The sequence below is a fragment of the Microbacterium sp. MMO-35 genome (assembly GCF_037147555.1).
In the GTDB taxonomy this organism is placed as follows: Bacteria; Actinomycetota; Actinomycetes; order Actinomycetales; family Microbacteriaceae; genus Microbacterium.
The window spans coordinates 85,186-103,610 of the sequence record NZ_JBBCVH010000005.1; the positions used below are offsets into that span (position 1 = coordinate 85,186).

Consider the following 18,425-nt stretch of genomic DNA (forward strand, 5'->3'; position numbering starts at 1 on the left):
TCGGCGACCGGGACGAGGCAAGGGGGAGGCCATGACCGAGCAGACGCGGGCGCGCGGTTCGTACGCGAAGGGCGTGCTGCGACGTTCCGAGATCCTGGATGCCGCGCTGGAGGTGATCTCCGAGTGCGGCGGCCGCGGTGCGCTGATCGGCGACATCGCCCGCCGGGTCGGACTGACCCAGGCGGGGCTCATGCACCACTTCCGCTCCCGCGACGAGCTGTTCTGCGCGATCATCCAGGCCCGTGACGAGCACGACGAGGAGCTGTTCGCGCGCGCACCGGTCGGCATCGCGGGATTCATCGCCGTGATCGAGCACAACCAGCAGGTGCCGGGGCTCGTGCAGCTGTTCGCGGAGTACTCCGCCGAGGTCGCGGGAGATCCTCGGCACCCCTCGCGCGCGTTCTTCCGGCAGCGGTATGCCGCTCTGCGGGAGGCGCTGACCGGCGACGTGCGGATCGCCCAGGAGTCCGGGGAGATGGGATCGGCGGCGTGCGCCCCCGACATCGCCGAACAGATGATCGTGGCAGCCGACGGCCTGCAGGTGCAGTGGCTGCTGGACAGGGAGGTCGACATGGCTGGTCGTCTTCGGCAGCTGTGGCGCGCACTCTGCGCGGCGTCCTTCGACGAGGACCGGGGCGCGAACACGTAGTCTGGCATGCGTGAAGCGGGGCCCGTATGCCAAGGGGGCGGCGAAGCGCGAGGAGATCCTCTCCGTCGCGCTCGAAGTGGTGGCGGTGAAGGGATGCCGGAAGGCGTCGAACCGTGAGATCGCCGAGCGCGTCGGTCTCACCCAGGCCGGGCTCATGCATCACTTCGCCTCGCGCGAGGAGCTGTATCAAGAGGTGCTGCGCGCGCGGGACATCCGCGACCACGAGATGTTCTTCGCGCCGGATCCGACCATCGAGGGCTTCTTCGCCGTCATCGCGCACAACGCCGAAGTGCCCGGGCTGGTGAGGCTGTACGTGGAGTTCTCCGCCGAGGCGAGCATCCCCGAGCATCCCGCGCACGCCTTCTTCCTCGAGCGGTACGCGTGGCTGCGCGACGGGCTCTCCGGGGTCATCCATCGCGCCCAGGACTCTGGGACGATCGGCCCCGCGGTCGACGTCTCGGCCGCGGTCGACCTGCTGGTGGCGGCCGCCGACGGCCTGCAGCTGCAGTGGCTCAACGACCACGCGGTCGACATGGTGGCCCGCCTGCGCCGCCTCTGGGAGGGCATCGTCGCGGTCTCGCACGCCGCCTGATCGGCGTTCCCCGCACCGGCGCCGTGCGTCGCCGGATCGGGCGTCACCGCACGGCGAAACGGGCGCGCTGCGCCCAGACGTCGCGACTGGAGCGGGCGATCCGCAGCTCGAACTCGCCGGGTTCGACCACGCGCCGGCCCGTGGCGTCGACGATCGTGAGGTCGGCGACCGGGAGCTCGATGCGGATCCGCCGCGCCTCGCCGGGCTCGAGGTCGATCTGGCGGAAGGCCTTCAGTTCCTGATCCGTCCAGCTGGCGGAGGTGATCAGGTCGCTCACGTACACCTGGACGGTCTCGCGCACCGGCCGGGTGCCCACGTTGCGCAGCGTGATCTCCGCGCCGAGCACGCCGTCGCGTGCGAGCTCCTCGGCGTCGAGCACGAGATCCTCGTACTCGACCCAGGTGTACGACAGGCCCTCGCCGAACACGAACGGGGGATCCTGCGTGAGGTCGGCGTACCGGTCGCCGTGCTGTCCGCGGATCTGGTTGTAGTAGGTCGGCTGCTGACCGGCGTGCGCGGCGAACGAGATCGGCAGCCGGCCCTGCGGCTCGATGAGTCCGAGGAGCAGCTCGGCCACGGCACGGCCGCCCTGCATGCCGGGGTTCGCCGCCCAGACGATCGCCTCCGCGTTCCGCGCCGACGGCGGCAGCACGAGCGGCTTCGACGCCATCAGCACCACGACCATCGGCGTCCCGGTCGCGGCCACCGCGTCGAGGAGGGCGTTCTGGGCGCCGATGAGCTCGAGGGTCGCGGTCGAGCGGCCCTCGCCGACGAGTTCGATCCGGTCGCCGACGACGACCACGGTGACGTCCGCGCGCGTCGCATCCGTCACGGCGTCGCCGAGGAGGCGCTCGTCGACGGCGGCGGGTGACACCACCGGCGGGCGGGGCTGCCCGTCGGGGAAGGCGGCGCCGGCCGGGTCGGGAGCGAGCGTGAGGATGTCGGCGCCGCGCGCATGCGTGACGCTCCAGTTCTCCGGGGCGTGCCGGCGGATCCCGTCGAGCACGGTCGTGATCATCTCGCGGGGCTGCCCGTCGATCCAATCCGCCTGTCCGGATCCGCCCGCCCAGTCGCCGAGCTGCGTCTGCGCGTCGTCCGCGAGCGGGCCCAGCACGGCGATCCGTCGCGGGGCGGGGTCTCCGCCCGACGACCGGCCCGCCCGATCCGCTGCGAACCCGCCGGCGAGCGGCAGCAGCTCGCCCTCGTTGCGCAGCAGCACGAGGGAGCGGCGGGCGATGTCGAGGTTCAGTTCGGCGTGGGCGGGGGATCCGACGATCGCGGGCAGCTGTTCGGAGGGGAGTCGGGGGTTCTCGAAGAGGCCGAGGTCGAACTTGAGGGTGAGGATGCGGGTCACGGCGGTGTCGAACGCGTCCGGGGACAGCATCCCCCGCTGCACGGCCTCCAATGCCCCTTCGTAGAAGTGCGGGGTCGTCATCACCATGTCGTTGCCCGCGGTGACCGCGGCGGCCGCGGCGTGGGCGTAGTCGGGTTGCACCTTCTGCTCCCACACCATCCGGCCCACGTTGTCCCAGTCCGTGATCAACGTGCCCGTGTACCCCCACTCCCCGCGCAGCACGTCCGAGAGGAGCCAGTCGTTCACCGTGATCGGGACCCCGTCCGTGCTCTGATACCCGAGCATGAACGTGCGACACCCCTCCCGCGCGACCCGCTCGAACGGCGGCAGGAACCACGACCGGAGCTTGCGGCGTGAGATATCCGCCTCCGACGCGTCCCGCCCGCCCTGCGTCTCCGAGTACCCCGCGAAATGCTTCGCCGTCGCCAGGACCGCCGTCGGATCCCCCAAACCCTCCCCCTGATACCCGCGGACCATCGCGCTCGCGAGTTCCCCGATCAGGAACGGGTCCTCCCCGAACGTCTCACTGACCCGCCCCCACCGCAGATCCCGGGCGATGCACAACACCGGCGAGAACGTCCAATGGATCCCCGTCGCCGACACCTCCTCCGCCGTCGCCCGCGCGACCCGCTCCACCAGGACCGGATCCCACGACGCGGCCATCCCCAACTGGGTCGGATAGATCGTCGCCCCGGGCCAGAACGAATGCCCGTGAATGCAGTCCTCCCCGACCAGCAACGGGATCCGCCACCGCGTCAGCGCCGTCAACCGGTTCGCCTCCACGATCCGCTCCGGCGACGTATGCAACACCGACCCCGCATGACGACGCAGCACATGATCAGCCAGATCATCCCGCGCATCCAGCTGCAACATCTGACCCACCTTCTCCTCCACCGACAACCGACCCAGAAGATCAGCCACCCGCACGGCAGTCGGCAGCGAAGGGTCCTGAAACGGCAGGGGCGCGGTCATGGCGCTCATCCTGGCATAGCCGAATCGAAAACCTAAGCAATTAAGGGATTGTTCGACTCATCGCGATCGAATACTTGACTCGTTTAGGTATTGACGCCAGACTCGGTGCCATTCGCGCATCGCAACGAGGCGATGCGCCAGGCCCGATGGAGGGTGACATGTCTGAGAAGTCCGGCGCCGACTGGGACTCCGCAGCCACCGACGAGCGCGTCGAGGGGATCCTCGCGCAGCTCTCGCTCGAGGAGAAGGTCGCGTTCGTCACGGGCGACCTGAACTGGAACTTCGGCTTCTTCGCCGAAGGAGTGCAGCGGCTCGGGATCCCGGACATCCAGATGGCGGACGGACCGGCCGGGGTGCGGATCAACAAGGGCGACGTGCACGGGGGCAAGGCCACGTCGCTGCCGGCGCCGATCGCCCTCGCCGCCACCTGGGATCCGGCGCAGGCGTCCGCCTACGGCACGGTCATCGGGGTGGAATGCCGGGCGACCGACCACAACGTCTCACTGGGACCGGCCGTCGACATCGCCCGGGTGCCCGTCGGAGGGCGCACGTTCGAGTCGTTCGGGGAGGACCCACTGCTGCAGTCGGCGATCGGCGTCGCCGTTGTGCGCGGCATCCAGGACCAGGGCGTGCAGGCCTGCGCCAAGCACTACGCGATCAACAACCAGGAGGACCACCGGTCGAGCGTCGACGCGGTGATCGACGAGCGCACCATGCACGAGCTGTATCTGCCGCCGTTCGAGGCGCTCGTCCGCGAGGGCGGGGTCGCCTCGATGATGGGCTCGTTCAACCGCCTCAACGGCGACTACGCGTGCGAGCATCCGCAGCTTCTGCGCGACATCCTGCGCGACGACTTCGGGTTCCGGGGCTGGATCATGAGCGACTACGGCGCCAACCACTCCACGGCGGAGGCGGCGAACGCGGGACTCGACCAGGAGCAGCCGAACGAGGGCTTCTGGGGCGGCCAGCTGCTGGCCGCGGTGCACGACGGACGCGTGAGCGAGGCCGTCGTCGACGAGAAGGTGCGCAACATCCTGCGTCCCCTGATCGGGATGGGGCAGGCGGAGAACCCCGTGGGGGTCGCCGAGTTCGCCGTCGATCAGCACCACGACGTCGCCCAGGCGATCGCCGAGGACGGCATGGTGCTGCTGCGCAACGACGGGATCCTGCCGCTTCGCGGCGTGCGCCGGGTCGCGCTGATCGGCCCCGACGTCGACGCCTGGAGCGCGCAGGGCGGCGGCAGCTCCCAGGTGAACCCGACCCGTGGCGTGTCGCCCCTCGACGGGCTCCGTCGCGCGCTCGGCGACGAGGTCGACATCGTCGTGGAGCACGGCAGTGATCCGGTCACCCCCGGTGCGCTGCTGCCCGGGGCCGACCCCATCGGCTCGAGCTTCTTCCGCGCGCCCTCGGGCGAGGTCGGCCTGCACGCCGAGTACTGGGCGAACCCCTCGTTCGACGGCGAACCGCTGGTGTCCCGGATCGACGGCCAGGTCGAGCTGATGCACGGCTTCCACAACTTCCCCGGCTTCAACGCCGCGTCGGCCCGGTACGAGAAGCTCCCGACGGAGCTGAACGCGCAGATGTCGGCGCGCTACACCGGAACCCTGACGGTGCCGGTCACGGGCTCCTACCGCTTCGTCATCACGACGCTCGGCTCGTACACGTTCGAGCTCGACGGCAGGGTGGTGGCGGCATCGGGATCCGCCGAGGTCGTCGCCGACACGGACGCCCTGATCGACCTCGTGGCGGCGGAGGCCGTCGCCGAGAGCCCCGCCGAGGACGAGCCCCGCCCGTACGGCTGGGGCGGAGACGGCGGGCAGCCCGACGTCTCGGTCGACGAGGTCGTCGTGCGGCTGCAGGCCGGGCGCGCCTACGGGATCCGGATGTCCTATGCCGCCGACCACCCCTCCCAGGGGTTCCTGCTCGGGGCGAAGCTGCGGCTCGGCTGGGTGCCGCCGGCCGGGGTCTTCTCGCCCGACGTGGCGCGCGCGGCCGAGGCCGCGGCCGCCGCCGACGTCGCCGTGGTCGTCGTGCGCAGCTATGAGGCGGAGGCCGACGACCGCCCGAGCATGCAGCTGCCGTGCGGCCAGAACGACCTGATCCGCGCGGTGCTCGCGGCGAACCCGCGCACCGTCGTCGTGCTGATGACCGGTGCGCCCGTCGACGTCACGGGGTGGGGAGCGGACCCGGCCGCGCTGCTGCAGGCGTGGTATCCGGGGCAGGCGCAGGGCGATGCGCTCGCACGGGTGCTCACCGGTGCTGCGGAGCCCGGCGGACGGCTGCCGCTGACCCTTCCGGTCGCCCTCTCGCAGACGCCCGCCCGCGACGCCCGCACCTATCCGGGGGTGGACGGCCGGGTGCACTACGACGAGGGGGTGCTCGTCGGGTATCGCGCGTTCGATGCGCACGACCTGGAGCCCGCCTTCCCGTTCGGGCACGGCCTGGGCTACACGACGTGGGAGTTCGAGGATCTCGTCGTCGTGCCGTCGGACGGCGATGAGGCGGGCACCGCGACCGTGACCGTGCGCAACACCGGCGGGCGCCCGGGAGCGGTCGTCGTCCAGGTCTATGCGGGCGACGTCGTCGCCCCCGTGCCGATGCCGCCGCAGCAGCTCGCCGGGTTCGCGAAGGTGCGGGTGGACGCCGGCGGCTCCGAGCGCGTCACCGTGCGCATCCCCCGGAGGACCGTCTCTTACTACGACGTCGACGCGCACGGCTGGGCGCCGGCGGCCGGCACCGCCGAGATCCGGGTCGGAGCCTCATCCCGTGACATCCGTGTGAGCGCGCCGCTCGCCCTCTGAGCCGCCGATCCGCGCAAGACCCCCGAACGGGATCCGGGTGCACCGTCGCGCCCGGATCCTCCACCCTCAAGGAGAAGAAGAATGAAGAAGAGCATCATCCGCACCGCGGCCGTCACCGCCGCGCTGCTCGCGGCGACCACTCTCACGGCCGTCTCGGCAGCGGCCGCGCAGCCGTCGACCGCCGTCGGAGCCGGCAACAGCAAGCCGGACCGCGTCGTCACGATCTACCTGACCCGGCACGGCCGCACCATCCTGAACCAGACCGACACGGTGCAGGGCTGGTCGGACTCGCCGCTGCTCGTCGGCACGAAGCCGATCGCGACGGCGCCGGTCGGCAAGCTCGACGAGGGGCGTCCGCTCGCCGCCGCCGTGGGGAAGAACCTCGCCGCCGCCGTCGGCCGGTTCGCCGCCGCCTACTCGGCCGACGGGAAGCGGCACTTCGAGACCGCGACCTATGCGCTGCAGGGCGCGGGGCAGTCGAAGCTGACCGTGACCCAGGACGCCCGGCTGCGCGAGGTGAACTTCGGCAAGTACGAGGGCAAGGAGAACAAGGAGCTGTGGACGGCCGCGACCGAGCACCTCGGCTACACGATCGACCATGACGCGGCCCCGCTCGCCCCGGCCGACGCCAACGGGCAGAACGGCGGGTGGCAGACGATGCAGGGCATCGCGATCGCCCAGCACGGCCTGTACGGGATGATGACGGCGATCAAGGCCGTCGCCGACGCCCCGGAGCTGGGTCTGCCGGCCGAGGACTGCTCGGATGTCGACGCGCGCATGACCGACGCCCTCACCGAGATCGCCACCAAGGCCGTGAACAAGAACGACAAGACCGTGTTCGTCGTCTCCAGCGGCCTCTCGATCTCGTGCTTCGCGGGCGCCCCGGACATGCGCGACACGACGGGCGCCGCCCCGACGATGCCGCCGGCCGGCGTGCCGAACCTCGGCGTGACGAAGGTGATCTACAAGAACGGATCCTTCACGATCGACGGCCCCGTCGGCAGCAAGGCCTACTACCCGCAGCCCTGAGCGCACGCGGCACGGGCGCAGCGCGGGATCCGCTCCCGCGCTGCGCCCGGATCCGGGACCGCGCGGTGCCGCCGATGAGGATGGGGAGTTCTCCCCATTGGCGGCGCGGACGCCATGCGGGAGGCTCGGCGCAGGACGTGGAACGCGTCCGCCCGGACGATCGGAGGAGATCATGAAGAAGCTCGGACTCGGCAGGAAGCTGGTTCTCGCGGGTGCGCTGTCGGGCGCGCTGGTGCTCGGGACGGTCATCCCGGCGAACGCGTACTCCGTCACCTCGATGGGGCCCTACGGCACCTATGCGAAGTGCAAGGCGGCGGAGCGGACCTACAACTCGTCGTGGACGAAGGTGCACCGCTCCTGCTATCCGTTCCGCGGCGGCTGGTGGTTCGACTACCGGACCCCGTACGGATCCTGATCCCCTGACCGCCGCTGCGCCCTGCACCGGGACGGGCGCGGCCTATGCCGGGACGGGCCCGCCCTACGCCGGGACGGGCACGGCGGCGCCGCCCGCGGCGATCGACGCGTAGGCCGCGTCCACCACGGCCACTGCGGCGATGCCGTCGGCCGGGGTCACCCGCGCGGGCCGCCCCGTGCGGATCGCCTCCGCGAAGTCGGCGATCTGGGCGCGGTAGGGGTGGTCCTCCGTCTGCGGCGGAAGGTACCCGGCGTCGGCGCCGTCCGCACCGGAGGCATCGGCGCGAGCGGGCGCCTCCGCCGCGGCGCTGTCGTGCGCGAGCACCCCGGCCGACCCCGTCGCCTCGATCGTGGTCCGGACGGGCGCGCCCTCGCCCAGCCAGCCGCCGTTGATCCGGGTCGTCACCCCGGTCCCATGGCGCAGCTCGACGGACGCCGTCACCGGGGCCGACAGGCGGCCGTCGACGCTCGGCGGATCCTGCCGGGCGACCACGGACGCCACGGGGCCGGCGAGCCACAGCGCCTGGTCGATGTCGTGGATGAGCAGGTCCCGGATGAGACCTCCGCCCGCGCCCTCGTCGTAGAACCACGCCGTGGTCGGGCCCGCGCCGGCACGGCTCAGCCGCAGCGAGCGCAGCGCTCCGATCGTCCCGGTGGCGACCTGCTCCTGGATCCGCCGGTACGCCGCGAAGTAGCGCACCACATGCGCGGGGAACAGCCGCACCCCGGCGTCGGCCGCGGCATCGGCGATCGTCCGGGCCGTGGCGGCGCCCGTCGCGAGCGGCTTCTCGCACACGACGTGGCGGCCGCGGGCGATCGCGCGCAGGGCCAGATCGAGGTGCGTGGGAGTGGGGGTCAGGATCCCCACGACGTCGACGCGGTCGATGAGCGCCTCGGCGTCCTCGGCGATCGCCACGCCGAACCGCGCCGCGAGTGCCTCGGGCCGGGAGCGCGACGAGATCACGCAGTCGGCGCCGAGCGCCTGCCAGGCATCGAGGTGCGCGGCGGCGATCCCGCCGGCGCCGATGAGGCCGACGCGCAGCGGGGCCTGCTCCGCCATCGGCTCAGGGCTCCTGGCGCGGCAGCGGGGCGGCCTGCCGGAGCGGATCCGTGCGCGGCTCCCGCACCGGCAGCGGTTCCGGGAGCGGGGCGGGATCCTCCTGCGCGACCGGATCCGTCGCGGTCCCCTCGGCCGAGGCGGCGGGGGCTGCGGCATGGCCCTGTTCGAGCTGCAGGGCCACCTTCTTCTCGAGGTTCTCCACCGCGGCGTCGGAGAGGTCGATGAGCCCGTCGAGCTCCTCGCGAACGCGTCGGTAGGCCGTCTGGCGCTCGGCCGGGGTCGCCGACTGATCGACGGCGACCTTCAGCATGTGCTGGGCGCGTTCGAGACGCTTGCGCTCGTCCTCGGTGAAGGTGGAGTCGCGCAGGCGCCGCGCGTCCTTCTCCGCGACCTCGAAGGCGACCGCGTAGGCGCCGACCGCGTCGAGGTACTCGGAGACCTGCTGTTCGGTGACCTTGGCGTCCGCGGACGAGGGGCGCAGGGCGTCCGCGGTCTTCTTTGCGCGCAGGAACGCCGCCGTCAGCGGCTGACGACCGTCGCTCATCGCGGGGAACGCGATCATCTTGGCGACGTCGAGCTCATAGTCCAGCCAGCGCGCGGTGATCTCGTCGTGCTCGGCGAACAGCCGCTGCAGCAGCTCCTTCGCGGAGTTCTCCTGCTGTGCGGCGGCCCGGCGCGGCGACAGCTGCGGGGCGACGCCGCCCCGGGCGGCGAACTGTGCGGCCTTGAGTTCGCCCTTGAGGCGCAGGGTCTCCATGCGGCGCTCGTGCCGGCGACGCGCGCCGATCTCCCACCGTCGCGCGATTCCGCCGGCGATGCCCATGACGGGGAAGATGATCCACCAGTAGTGGCCGAGCCACTGGAGGACCTGCTGCAGAGGATCCATGATGCCCTCAGCCTATGCCGCTCGGATCCGCGCCGTCATCGACGGACGCCGGGTCTCAGCGGTCTCGTCAGATCCGACTCCCGTCGACGGTCCGCGACGGTGCACGCGGCCTAGGGGTTCAGCCGGCCCGCGGCGACGTCGGCGCGCAGCTTCGGCAGCACGCGCGAGTCGACCGGATCCAGCCCGAGCACGGTGGCGAGCTCGAGGGCGAGGGCGGCGTGGCCGGTGGCGTTGGGGTGGAACGGGTCGTTCATCAGCCCCCACGGCACGCCGCCGTTGCCGAGGGCGGCGAAGCGGGCGAACACGTCGACGAGGATCGTGTCCTCGGCCGCGGCGACGTCGCGCGTCGCCTGCGCGAACTCCGCGATCCGGCCGCGTTCGGGGGCGTTCGGCACGTCGACGGCGGGCGGCGTCAGCAGCACCGGGATCGCGCCGAGCGTGCGCACCCGGCGTACGAACGCGGTGAGCGAGGCGGCGAACTCCGCGGGCGAGATGACCGGGAACACGCCCTCGTCGGAGCAGTCGTTCGTGCCGATCATGACCGTCACGACCTGCGGGCGCCACGTCGCGACCCGGCGGTCGAAGTCGTCGAGCAGCTGCACGATCCGCCAGCCGCTGATCGCCGTGTCGATGAGTGCGTCGTGCACGCGGCCGAGCTCACCGCGCACGACCTCGTGCAGGTGCTCGGCGTAGGTGCGCCCGCCCTGGGTGTGCACGAGCCCGTGCGTGATGGAGTCGCCGGTCAGCACCCAGGTGAGCGGGGCGTCGGCGGCGAGGGCGCGGGCGAGGACGTCGGCGTCGGCGGTCATGGATCCATTCTGGTGGTCCGTCACGGTGCCCGACGCCGCCCGCGCTGTTGCGATCGGCACACGATGCGACGATCAGCACAGGCGGCACCGGCGGTTCGTGTGCCGATCGAGACATCCTGTGCTGATCGTCACCTCGGGTGAGGGGTGTCAGCTCCGGCAGAGGGGGAGGCATCCACGTGGGCGACCGTGACGCGGATCCGCACGGCGGCGGACGCGGTGCTCCGGATGATGCGCTGCGCCGCACGGGCGGTCTCGCCGGCCGGGCGGCTGCGGTCGACGCCGAGGGAGACGTCGACCTGCACCGGCTCGCCCGTGCGGACCACGACGCGGGGGCCCGTGTCATCGGCGCCGACGAGCTTCGCCGCCGCCTCGCGCAGCAGGACGCCGCCGGACGCGGGGTACAGCACGGCCACCCCGGGCTCGGCGAGCAGGTCGCGCTCGATGCGCGCCGCCAGCTCGGCGGCTTCGTCTTCGGTCATCGCTCGTCGCCTCCGCCCGTCGGCAGGTCTCTCACATCGTGCACGATGATGTCGACCTCGGTGATGTTCAGCTCGGTGTGACCGCGCAGCCGATCGCCGATCTCGGCGCGCAGGCGCTCGGCCAGGGGGGCGAGGGGCCGGCCGTAAGGGACGCTGACCTCCGCCTCGATCCGGATCGGGGATCCGGGCACGGTCACGTCGCCGTCGAGGCGGCACCGGCCGATGAGGACGCCGGGGATCGCGTCGCCGGCCGAGCGCACGAGTCCGCGCACGGCGCCCTCCGTGATGCCGAGGTCGTCCTCCGGCTCGGAGACCGGGAAGGGGATGCGGCGGCCCGCCCTGGCGTCCCGGGCGATGCCGCCGATGATCGAGGCGACCCAGCTCTCGTCCGCCTGCGGCTCGGCCGCGGTGTCCCGGTCGAGGAGCGCGGGGCCGAGGCGGCGCAGCCGTTCGAGCGCGTCGAGGGCGATCCGGCACCCCGGCGAGGAGTCGATCGAGGGGTCGGCGGGCCGGCGGCCGGCGTCGAGGTAGTCGGCCAGCTCGTCCATGGTGTGGCCGTCGAGATCCTCGGGCTCGAAGCCGAGGGGATGCGATCCTGTGCTGTCGTCGCGGGTCATCGCCACTCCTCCATCCGCACGATGATGTGCTTGCGTGCGCGGGCGAGCAGGCCGCGCACCGTGCTCACCGGCTGTTCCAGCTGCTCGGCGATCTCGTCGTACGAGCAGCCGCCGATCTCGCGCAGCACCCAGCACTCGCGCTGGGCGTCGGGCAGCTCCTGCAGCGCGTCGGCGAGCGCGGTCAGCTCGGCCCGCCGCTCGGTGCGCTGCGCGGGGCCGTCGCCGGGGCGGGAGGGCAGCTCGAGGCCCTCCACGCCGTCCAGGTCCAGGTGCGGTCGTGTGGCGCGGACCTCGTCGATCGCCTTCCTGCTGACGATCCGCATGAGCCAGCCGCGCACCCGTCCCGGGTCGTCCAGCTCCGGCAGGCGCTGCCATGCCGTGATGAAGCTGTCCTGGACGATGTCGTCCACGCTCGCGGTCCCGCTGAGGATCCGGCGCGCATAGGCGCGCAGGAGCGGGGTGTAGCGCCGCACGAGCACGGCGAAGGCCTCCACGTCCCCGTCGGAGGCGCGACCCGCGATGGTGCGGTCGTCCGCGTCGTCGAGGGCCGGTCTCCCCTCATGGCCGGTCATGGATCACTCTCCCTTCGAGGCGGTCGTTCCTGTCGCGAACATGGGGGCCGCACCGCAGCACGGACCCCATGATCGCCTGCCGTCCCGCGCGGAGGCGGGAACGGCGTCGACGTGTCACCCGTCCCGATGCCGTCCGACGACGAGGAAGCCGAGGGACCCCCGGTTCTTCGTTCGGTTCGCCGGCTCCGGCCGGGGCGACGCCGGTCACTTCTTGAAGAACCGGCCCGCCTTGTCCGCGACGTCCTGCGCCGCGTCCTTGACCTTCTCCGCGGCGTCCGCGACCGTCTCCTTGACGTCCTCGACCGCCTCCTTCAGGCGCCCCTCCGCCTGGTGCTCACGGCCGCGATCGGCGATCTCGTCGTTTCCGGCGGCCTCTCCCAGGGCCTCCTCCGCCTTGCCGGCGATCTGCTGGCCCTTCGCCTCGGCCTTGTCCTTCAGACTCATGCTCGTTCCTTTCCTCAACCCGGCGCGTCCGGCGCCGGTCGTCGTGATGTCTCTGTGCGGGATGGTCTCTGTGCGCGGGTGCTCATCGTGCTCGGACGGAGGAGCGGAGCCGATCGAAACCGCCCCGGTCCGCGAGGTGCACGACGATCGGCGCCCGCGCGCCGCTCAGTGCGTCCCACTCGGCCACTGCGCTCTGCGCCTCCGTCAGCAGCGCGGTCAGGTCCGCACCGGAGCGCGGGACGACCGAGACCCGCAGGGCCGTCGCTCCCGCGACGCGGTACGCCCGCGTGCGCGTGGAGAGCACGTCGGCGCGCCGGCGGAGCGGATCCGTGAGCACCGCGTCCGCGATCGTCTCGTCGACGGCTGTGCTGCCCGCGTCGTCCGCGAACCGCAGCACCGTGCGGGCGCGGCGACGGCGACGCGTCCCGAGGAACGCGAGCAGCGCGACCACGAGGAGGAGGCCGAGGCCCACGACCGCGATCTGCGTCCCGTTCAGGGATCCGCCGGGCAGGGCGATCCGCCACGACCCCACGGCCTCCGCCGCGTCGTCCATCAGGTGCAGTGCGGGCTGCCACCACGGGGTGACGAGCGCGGCCGGCAGGAGCGGGCGGGCCGCGAGCACGGCGCCGACGAGCGCGGCCAGGCCGACCAGCAGCAGCAGCGCGCGGTTCAGGATCCTGGTCGAGGAGATCATGCGACGATCCCCTCTGCCGCGACCGTCACGTCCGGCCGGGCCGTGAAGCCCAGTCGGCCCAGTGCGCGCCCCGCGGCGTCGGCCGCACCCGTCCGGTCGACGGGCACGCCGCTCACGGGGCGGATGCGCACGAGCACCCGGCGCGCGGTCACGGTCGCCGACACCTGGGACGCCGGAAGCGCACAGCGCTCGGCGACGGCGTGGGCCGCGGCGTCGGCCAGCAGGCCGTCGTCGACGACGAGCTCCACCCGTTCCGCCACGCGTCCGTGCCGGCGGCGATGCCCGGGCGCGAGGGCGAGGACCACGAGCACGAGGCCCACGACCGCCGCCCCCGCAGCGATCGCTGCGCGCCACGACGGCTCGGCCCAGGCCGTCCGCACACCCGCGGCGCCGGTGCCGATCGTCGATGCGGCCGTCACGTCGACCCCGGCCCACACGGCCAGGACGGCCAGCGCGGCGGCGGCCGCCAGCAGCACCACGGCGACGACGACCGCGGGGGTCGTACGCGCGGCACGGAGCTCACGGCGCAGCAGGCGCCGGCCCACGGTCCTCTCCCGCTCGTTCATCGCACTCTCCTCGTCTTCTCGCGGCGCACGCCGGAGAATCGCAGATCCACTCCGTCCACCCGTCGCCCCGCCCGTTCCCGCATGCCGCCCACCAGGGAGGACCGCAGCTCGGCCCCCCGCTCCTCGAGCGTGCGCCCTCGCTCGTCGCGCACCGCCAGCGGCAGCGTCACGGCGGCGTGCAGCCCTCCGTTCGCATCGGTCCAGCGCAGCGCGATCTCGCGGGGATCCGCACCGGACGCGTCCGCGACGATGCCCACCCCGAGGCGGTGCAGCGCACGGGCGGTGAGGATCGTGCGTCCGCGCTGGACCGGTGCCGGCGCGGACGCCGCCCCCGCGCTCATGACGAGGTGCGTCGCCCGCGCAGCGCCTGGACCAGTCCGTGCAGGTCGATGTCGCCGCGGACGAGCCGGGCGATCCCGACGCCCGCGAACATCGCGAGACCGACGAACAGGAAGGCCCAGAAGCCGAAGGCGACCCAGGTCAGCGCCAGCACCGCCCCCACGGCGGCGCCGATGATGCTCGCGTTCACCGGACTCGCGCCTCCTGAGCCTCGTCGTCCTCGTCGTCGGACGGGATGTGCACGTCGTTCACGGTGACGTTGACCTCGGTGACCTCCAGGCCCACGAGCTCCTGCATCGCGGTGTAGACAGCCGTGCGGACCGAGGACGCCAGGTCCTGCAGGGAGACCGGGTACTCGGCGACGAGCGTGACGTCGACGGCGACCTGGCGCTCGCCGACCTCCACGCCGATGCCCTGGGCGAGATCGGTGGAGTTCAGCGCGTCACGGATGGCGCCCACCACCCGGGCGGCCCCGCCGCCGAGCGCGTGCACGCCGGGGACCTCACGGGCCGCGATGCCGGCGATCTTCGCGACGACCGCGTCCTCGATCGTGGTCTTGCCGGTCTGCCCGGCGACGGTCTGTCCCGTGGCGGTCTGCGCGGTCTGCTTGCCGGTGGTGATGTCGTTCGCCATGTGCTCTTCCCCTTCGGTCGTGCCGCCTTCTGCGACGTCACCTCATTGACGGTGGCCGGGACGGATTCGTCACAAAAAAGTTCGGAGAACTCCGCAAAGCGGGATCCGGACAGGATCCGGGCGGGATCCGGACGCGGGGGCGGGTCAGCGTCCGAGCCTCTCGGCGCACGAGACGCAGTGCTCCGCGAAGGGACGCACCTCGAGCCGGGCCGCGGGGATCGGCCTGCCGCACGACAGGCAGACGCCGTAGTCGCCGGCGTCCAGGCGGACGAGCGCGTCGTCGACCTGTCGAAGCTTGGCCGTCGCGGCGTCGGCGAGGCCGGAGAGACGGGACCACTCGGACGACAGCGTCACGCCTTCGGGGTCGTGCTCGTCGTCGTCATGGGATCCCTCCCGGTCGTGCAGGAGCGCCTGAAGCGCGGCATCGGCCGCGCCGACCTGCGCCACGGCCTCGGCATGGAGCCGCTGCAGCAGGGCGCGGGTGTCGGCGGTCATGGCGTCAGCCTAGGCGCGCGGCGTCCGCCGGTCAGTGTCCGCCGGTCGGCCGCCCGTCGACGAGGGTGAGCAGCACGCGCGCCTCGAGCAGCTCCTCCGGGGAGACGGTCAGCGGGTCGCGGTCGACGACGACGAGGTCCGCGGGAGCGCCCGGGACGAGCCGGCCGCCGTCGGATCCGGCGGCGCGATGCGCGTGCGTCGTGTACCCCTCCAGGGCCTCGGCGGCGCTGAGCGCCTGATCCGCCCGCACGGGCGCGGATCCCGGAGTCGCCACGGAGCGGCGCCCCTGCGCGTCCGCCATGATCTCCCACGGATCGAAGGCGGCGACCGGCCAGTCGGATCCCAGGGCGAGGACGGCCCCGCTGCGGCGCACGTCGGCGGTCAGCCAGGCGCGCGCGGCCCGCTCCGGACCGAGGCGCCGCGACCAGTCGTCCGAGCCGTCGCCGCGCACATGGTGCGTGCAGTGCGTGGGCTGCATGCTCGCCACGATGCCGCTCGTGCCGATGAGCGCGATGACGTCGTCCTCGACCGACTCGATGTGCTCGATGCGGTGGGGGACGCCGCCGGGCGGCAGCGCGGCGAGCGTCTCCGCGACGAACCGGATCCCCTGCTCCCCGATCGCATGGGTCGCCGTCGGAACGCCGGCATGGTCGAACTGCCGCACCCGTGCGGCGTAGGCCTCGGCGGGCGCCCAGGCGGACGCCAGCCCCTCGCCCTCGGCGTCGGGGGATGCCAGCCAGGCGGTGCCGCCCTCGACCGTGCCGTCGATGAAGAACTTCACGCCCTCGATCCGGTAGCGACGGCCGCCGCGGCCCTGCAGGGCGATGAGCGCGTCGACCTCGGCATCCGTCGTCTCGGGCGTCACCCAGGGCGAGATCCGCAGGCGCACCGGCAGGTCGCCCGAGGCCTCGATCGCGGCGAGCAGATCGAGCCCGTCGTCGTCCTGCAGGTCCATGACGTGCGCGGCGGTGATGCCCACGGCCGCCATGTCGGTGAGCAGGCCGCGCAGCTGGGCGACCCGGTCCTCGAATCCCAGGGCGGGGAGCGCCCCCTCCACGATCTCCATCGTCGGGAACTCGATCAGATGGCCGGTGAGGACGCCGTGCTCATCCCCCGCCGCGCCCGATCCGTCGGGATGCGTCACCGGAGCGTCGATCCCCGCGCGGGCCAGGGCCGACGCCGAGGCGATGCCGGAATGCGCGTCGAACATCTTGATGTAGGCCGGGCGGTCGGCGCCGAGCACCTCGTGCAGCGCGGCGTTGCCGATCGGGCGTCCCTCGAACGCGCTCGGATCCAGCCCCCAGGCGAGGAACCACTCCTGCCCGGCCTGCTCTTCGCGACCTCGTTTGAGGGCGGCGACGAGCTCGGCATAGGTGTGCACGCCGGTCAGCGCCAGTCCGCGGACGATCCCGAGGCTGTAGATCGGGTGGCTGTGCGCGTCGACGAGGCCGGGGACGATCGTCGCGCTCGCGTGGGTGATGAGCTCGGTCCCGGATCCGGCGAGGGCAAGGATCTCGGATCGGGGCCCGACGGCGGCGATCCGTCCGTCCGCGATCGCGACGGCGTCGGCTCCTTCGGCGGTCCCGGGGTCGAGCGAGCGCACCCGCGCTCCGATGACGATCGTGTCGATCACCGTCACTCCTTCAGGTCGAGGGTCGGGGTGGGGCGGCGGAAGAACCGGGTGACGACGAGCAGCAGCACGAACCCGATCGCGAGCCAGGAGAGGCCGACGACGAAGGTCATGCCGGAGAGGTTCGTCCACAGCCAGACCGTGAGCGCGAACCCGATGCCGGGCAGCACCAGGTTGCGCACGGCCTGCCATCCGCGGCGCTCGCCGCGGTCGATGAAGTAGTGCTTGATCGTCGCCAGGTTCACGCAGGAGAACGCGATGAGGGCCCCGAAGCTGATCATGTTCGACACGGTGAGCAGATCGGCGAAGAGCGCGTAGAGGGAGACGACCGAGACGATGAGGATCGGGATCACCGGGGTGCCGAAGCGCTTGTTCAGGCGGCCGAACACGGCGCGGGGCAGCACGCCGTCGCGTCCCATCGCGAACAGGATCCGCGCCACGGATGCCTGCGAGGTGAGGGCGGATCCGATGCTGCCCGCGATGAAGCCCGCGATGAACAGGGTGGACAGCCACTGCTGGCCGAGGGACGCGACGACCTCGATGCTCGCGGTGTCCGCGGAGGTGAACCGGTTCGACGGGTAGGCGATCTGGGCGACGTAGGTGAGCAGGATGAACAGCAGGCCGGCGACGACCGTGACGATCATGATCGCGCGGGGAACGGTGCGGCGGGAGTCCTTCGCCTCCTCCGCGAGGGTCGAGACGGAGTCGAAGCCGAGGAACGACAGGCACAGGATCGCCGCGCCCTGGAACAGGGGGAGGAAGCCGGCGACCGTGCCGTCTCCGGTGAACGGGACGAGCGGGTCGACGCCGTGCCCCGCCGCCGCACCGAGGGAGAGGGCGATGAACGCGACGATGAACACGGTCTGCACGGCGATGATGACGAAGTTCGCGCGGGCGACCGAGACGATGCCGACGACGTTGAGCACGGTGACGACGGCGATGGCCGCGACGATCCAGACCCAGGTCGGGACGCCCGGGAAGCTGCTGCCCATGTACAGGCCGATGATGAGGTAGTTGATCATCGGCAGGAACAGGTAGTCGAGCAGCAGAGCCCAGCCGGCGAGGAAGCCGATGGCACCGCCGAACGACTGCTGCGTGTAGACGTAGGCGGATCCCGAGTACGGGTATGCGACCGACATCCGCGCGTAGGACCGCGCCGTGAACACCATCGCGACGAGCGTGATGATGTAGGTCGCCGCGACCCGCCCGCCGGTGAGCTGGGTGACGATGCCGTAGGTCGTGAACGCCGTCAGCGGCACCATGTAGACGAGGCCGAACAGCACGAGCGACGGCACGCCGAGCACGCGCTTGAAGCGGCCCTCCGTGACCTGCGCGGTGAGTTCGGTCGGTGAGGCCAGGGATTCGTCGGACGTTGACATGAGGGCTCCTG

Annotated in this window: 21 protein-coding genes; 5 read left to right on the forward strand and 16 right to left on the reverse strand. The window is 72.3% G+C overall.

Annotation, left to right across the window (positions count from 1 at the left end):
- Positions 1-31: 31 nt before the first annotated feature.
- Together WFJ01_RS12000 and WFJ01_RS12005 are read left to right on the forward strand one after the other, a co-directional pair.
- Positions 32-649: a TetR/AcrR family transcriptional regulator gene (locus WFJ01_RS12000; RefSeq protein WP_251444328.1), complete on the forward strand. Its 618-nt coding sequence runs from the start codon at positions 32-34 to the stop codon at positions 647-649.
- A 10-nt stretch (positions 650-659) separates the two neighbouring features.
- A complete protein-coding gene (locus WFJ01_RS12005) occupies positions 660-1,241 on the forward strand; it encodes a TetR/AcrR family transcriptional regulator (protein ID WP_251444330.1) in 582 nt (193 codons plus the stop codon).
- 43 nt (positions 1,242-1,284) lie between these two features.
- Here the strand turns inward: WFJ01_RS12005 and WFJ01_RS12010 are convergent, their stop codons facing one another.
- Entirely contained in the window at positions 1,285-3,567 is a 2,283-nt protein-coding gene (locus tag WFJ01_RS12010; RefSeq protein ID WP_336629141.1) for a glycoside hydrolase family 3 N-terminal domain-containing protein, read from the reverse strand.
- A 158-nt stretch (positions 3,568-3,725) separates the two neighbouring features.
- Here WFJ01_RS12010 and WFJ01_RS12015 point away from each other — a divergent pair, with 158 nt between their 5' ends.
- The 3 genes from WFJ01_RS12015 to WFJ01_RS12025 all read left to right on the forward strand — a co-directional run bounded on the left by WFJ01_RS12015 (position 3,726) and on the right by WFJ01_RS12025 (position 7,812).
- Positions 3,726-6,368, forward strand: coding sequence for a glycoside hydrolase family 3 protein (locus WFJ01_RS12015; protein ID WP_336629142.1), 2,643 nt, complete (start codon positions 3,726-3,728; stop codon positions 6,366-6,368).
- Positions 6,369-6,449: 81 nt separating this feature from the next.
- The gene (locus WFJ01_RS12020) at positions 6,450-7,397 is read left to right on the forward strand and encodes a histidine phosphatase family protein (protein ID WP_336629143.1); all 948 of its coding nucleotides are present in this window, start codon (positions 6,450-6,452) and stop codon (positions 7,395-7,397) included.
- A gap of 172 nt (positions 7,398-7,569) precedes the next feature.
- Complete coding sequence (locus WFJ01_RS12025) at positions 7,570-7,812, forward strand: hypothetical protein (RefSeq protein WP_292888244.1); 243 nt, start codon at positions 7,570-7,572, stop codon at positions 7,810-7,812.
- Positions 7,813-7,875: 63 nt separating this feature from the next.
- On the opposite strand, the gene WFJ01_RS12030 is transcribed toward WFJ01_RS12025, so the two are convergent.
- From WFJ01_RS12030 to WFJ01_RS12100, 15 genes are all read right to left on the reverse strand, one after another.
- On the reverse strand, positions 7,876-8,871 hold the full coding sequence (locus tag WFJ01_RS12030; protein ID WP_336629144.1) for a Gfo/Idh/MocA family protein: 996 nt from the start codon (positions 8,869-8,871) through the stop codon (positions 7,876-7,878).
- Positions 8,872-8,875: 4 nt separating this feature from the next.
- Positions 8,876-9,757, reverse strand: coding sequence for a hypothetical protein (locus WFJ01_RS12035; protein WP_336629145.1), 882 nt, complete (start codon positions 9,755-9,757; stop codon positions 8,876-8,878).
- Between the two features lie 110 nt (positions 9,758-9,867).
- Positions 9,868-10,566, reverse strand: coding sequence for an SGNH/GDSL hydrolase family protein (locus WFJ01_RS12040; protein WP_292888235.1), 699 nt, complete (start codon positions 10,564-10,566; stop codon positions 9,868-9,870).
- A 128-nt stretch (positions 10,567-10,694) separates the two neighbouring features.
- Positions 10,695-11,045, reverse strand: coding sequence for a hypothetical protein (locus tag WFJ01_RS12045; protein WP_251448033.1), 351 nt, complete (start codon positions 11,043-11,045; stop codon positions 10,695-10,697).
- Positions 11,042-11,662, reverse strand: a complete 621-nt coding sequence (locus WFJ01_RS12050; protein WP_292888232.1) for a hypothetical protein — start codon at positions 11,660-11,662, stop codon at positions 11,042-11,044. Before WFJ01_RS12050 ends, WFJ01_RS12045 begins: the two co-directional genes overlap by 4 nt.
- Positions 11,659-12,234: an RNA polymerase sigma factor gene (locus tag WFJ01_RS12055; protein ID WP_292888229.1), complete on the reverse strand. Its 576-nt coding sequence runs from the start codon at positions 12,232-12,234 to the stop codon at positions 11,659-11,661. Before WFJ01_RS12055 ends, WFJ01_RS12050 begins: the two co-directional genes overlap by 4 nt.
- Positions 12,235-12,438: 204 nt before the next feature.
- Positions 12,439-12,678 carry a CsbD family protein gene (locus WFJ01_RS12060; RefSeq protein ID WP_336629146.1) on the reverse strand — a complete coding sequence of 80 codons (240 nt, stop codon included), beginning with the start codon at positions 12,676-12,678 and terminating at the stop codon, positions 12,439-12,441.
- A gap of 82 nt (positions 12,679-12,760) precedes the next feature.
- Positions 12,761-13,372, reverse strand: a complete 612-nt coding sequence (locus WFJ01_RS12065) for a hypothetical protein (RefSeq protein ID WP_336629147.1) — start codon at positions 13,370-13,372, stop codon at positions 12,761-12,763.
- Complete coding sequence (locus WFJ01_RS12070) at positions 13,369-13,938, reverse strand: hypothetical protein (protein ID WP_336629148.1); 570 nt, start codon at positions 13,936-13,938, stop codon at positions 13,369-13,371. Before WFJ01_RS12070 ends, WFJ01_RS12065 begins: the two co-directional genes overlap by 4 nt.
- Entirely contained in the window at positions 13,935-14,279 is a 345-nt protein-coding gene (locus WFJ01_RS12075) for a hypothetical protein (protein WP_336629149.1), read from the reverse strand. The genes WFJ01_RS12070 and WFJ01_RS12075 overlap by 4 nt, the downstream gene beginning before the upstream one ends.
- Positions 14,276-14,467, reverse strand: a complete 192-nt coding sequence (locus WFJ01_RS12080; RefSeq protein ID WP_336629150.1) for a hypothetical protein — start codon at positions 14,465-14,467, stop codon at positions 14,276-14,278. The genes WFJ01_RS12075 and WFJ01_RS12080 overlap by 4 nt, the downstream gene beginning before the upstream one ends.
- A complete protein-coding gene (locus tag WFJ01_RS12085) occupies positions 14,464-14,910 on the reverse strand; it encodes an Asp23/Gls24 family envelope stress response protein (protein WP_251448057.1) in 447 nt (148 codons plus the stop codon). The genes WFJ01_RS12080 and WFJ01_RS12085 overlap by 4 nt, the downstream gene beginning before the upstream one ends.
- A 144-nt stretch (positions 14,911-15,054) precedes the next feature.
- A complete protein-coding gene (locus tag WFJ01_RS12090) occupies positions 15,055-15,405 on the reverse strand; it encodes a TraR/DksA family transcriptional regulator (RefSeq protein ID WP_336629151.1) in 351 nt (116 codons plus the stop codon).
- Positions 15,406-15,436: 31 nt separating this feature from the next.
- Entirely contained in the window at positions 15,437-17,038 is a 1,602-nt protein-coding gene (locus WFJ01_RS12095; RefSeq protein WP_336629152.1) for an amidohydrolase, read from the reverse strand.
- Positions 17,039-17,040: 2 nt separating this feature from the next.
- Positions 17,041-18,414, reverse strand: a complete 1,374-nt coding sequence (locus tag WFJ01_RS12100; protein WP_295033581.1) for an APC family permease — start codon at positions 18,412-18,414, stop codon at positions 17,041-17,043.
- Positions 18,415-18,425: the final 11 nt, after the last annotated feature.

What these genes read in the sequence shown, in the direction of transcription:
- WFJ01_RS12025 (WP_292888244.1), top strand. Translation starts at nt 7,570, where the DNA reads ATGAAGAAGCTCGGACTCGGCAGGAAGCTGGTTCTCGCGGGTGCGCTG.
- WFJ01_RS12070 (WP_336629148.1), bottom strand. Translation starts at nt 13,938, where the DNA reads ATGAACGAGCGGGAGAGGACCGTGGGCCGGCGCCTGCTGCGCCGTGAG.
- WFJ01_RS12065 (WP_336629147.1), bottom strand. Translation starts at nt 13,372, where the DNA reads ATGATCTCCTCGACCAGGATCCTGAACCGCGCGCTGCTGCTGCTGGTC.
- WFJ01_RS12055 (WP_292888229.1), bottom strand. Translation starts at nt 12,234, where the DNA reads ATGACCGGCCATGAGGGGAGACCGGCCCTCGACGACGCGGACGACCGC.
- WFJ01_RS12060 (WP_336629146.1), bottom strand. Translation starts at nt 12,678, where the DNA reads ATGAGTCTGAAGGACAAGGCCGAGGCGAAGGGCCAGCAGATCGCCGGC.
- WFJ01_RS12100 (WP_295033581.1), bottom strand. Translation starts at nt 18,414, where the DNA reads ATGTCAACGTCCGACGAATCCCTGGCCTCACCGACCGAACTCACCGCG.
- WFJ01_RS12030 (WP_336629144.1), bottom strand. Translation starts at nt 8,871, where the DNA reads ATGGCGGAGCAGGCCCCGCTGCGCGTCGGCCTCATCGGCGCCGGCGGG.
- WFJ01_RS12000 (WP_251444328.1), top strand. Translation starts at nt 32, where the DNA reads ATGACCGAGCAGACGCGGGCGCGCGGTTCGTACGCGAAGGGCGTGCTG.
- WFJ01_RS12045 (WP_251448033.1), bottom strand. Translation starts at nt 11,045, where the DNA reads ATGACCGAAGACGAAGCCGCCGAGCTGGCGGCGCGCATCGAGCGCGAC.
- WFJ01_RS12010 (WP_336629141.1), bottom strand. Translation starts at nt 3,567, where the DNA reads ATGACCGCGCCCCTGCCGTTTCAGGACCCTTCGCTGCCGACTGCCGTG.
- WFJ01_RS12035 (WP_336629145.1), bottom strand. Translation starts at nt 9,757, where the DNA reads ATGGATCCTCTGCAGCAGGTCCTCCAGTGGCTCGGCCACTACTGGTGG.
- WFJ01_RS12015 (WP_336629142.1), top strand. Translation starts at nt 3,726, where the DNA reads ATGTCTGAGAAGTCCGGCGCCGACTGGGACTCCGCAGCCACCGACGAG.
- WFJ01_RS12090 (WP_336629151.1), bottom strand. Translation starts at nt 15,405, where the DNA reads ATGACCGCCGACACCCGCGCCCTGCTGCAGCGGCTCCATGCCGAGGCC.
- WFJ01_RS12050 (WP_292888232.1), bottom strand. Translation starts at nt 11,662, where the DNA reads ATGACCCGCGACGACAGCACAGGATCGCATCCCCTCGGCTTCGAGCCC.
- WFJ01_RS12020 (WP_336629143.1), top strand. Translation starts at nt 6,450, where the DNA reads ATGAAGAAGAGCATCATCCGCACCGCGGCCGTCACCGCCGCGCTGCTC.
- WFJ01_RS12040 (WP_292888235.1), bottom strand. Translation starts at nt 10,566, where the DNA reads ATGACCGCCGACGCCGACGTCCTCGCCCGCGCCCTCGCCGCCGACGCC.
- WFJ01_RS12085 (WP_251448057.1), bottom strand. Translation starts at nt 14,910, where the DNA reads ATGGCGAACGACATCACCACCGGCAAGCAGACCGCGCAGACCGCCACG.
- WFJ01_RS12075 (WP_336629149.1), bottom strand. Translation starts at nt 14,279, where the DNA reads ATGAGCGCGGGGGCGGCGTCCGCGCCGGCACCGGTCCAGCGCGGACGC.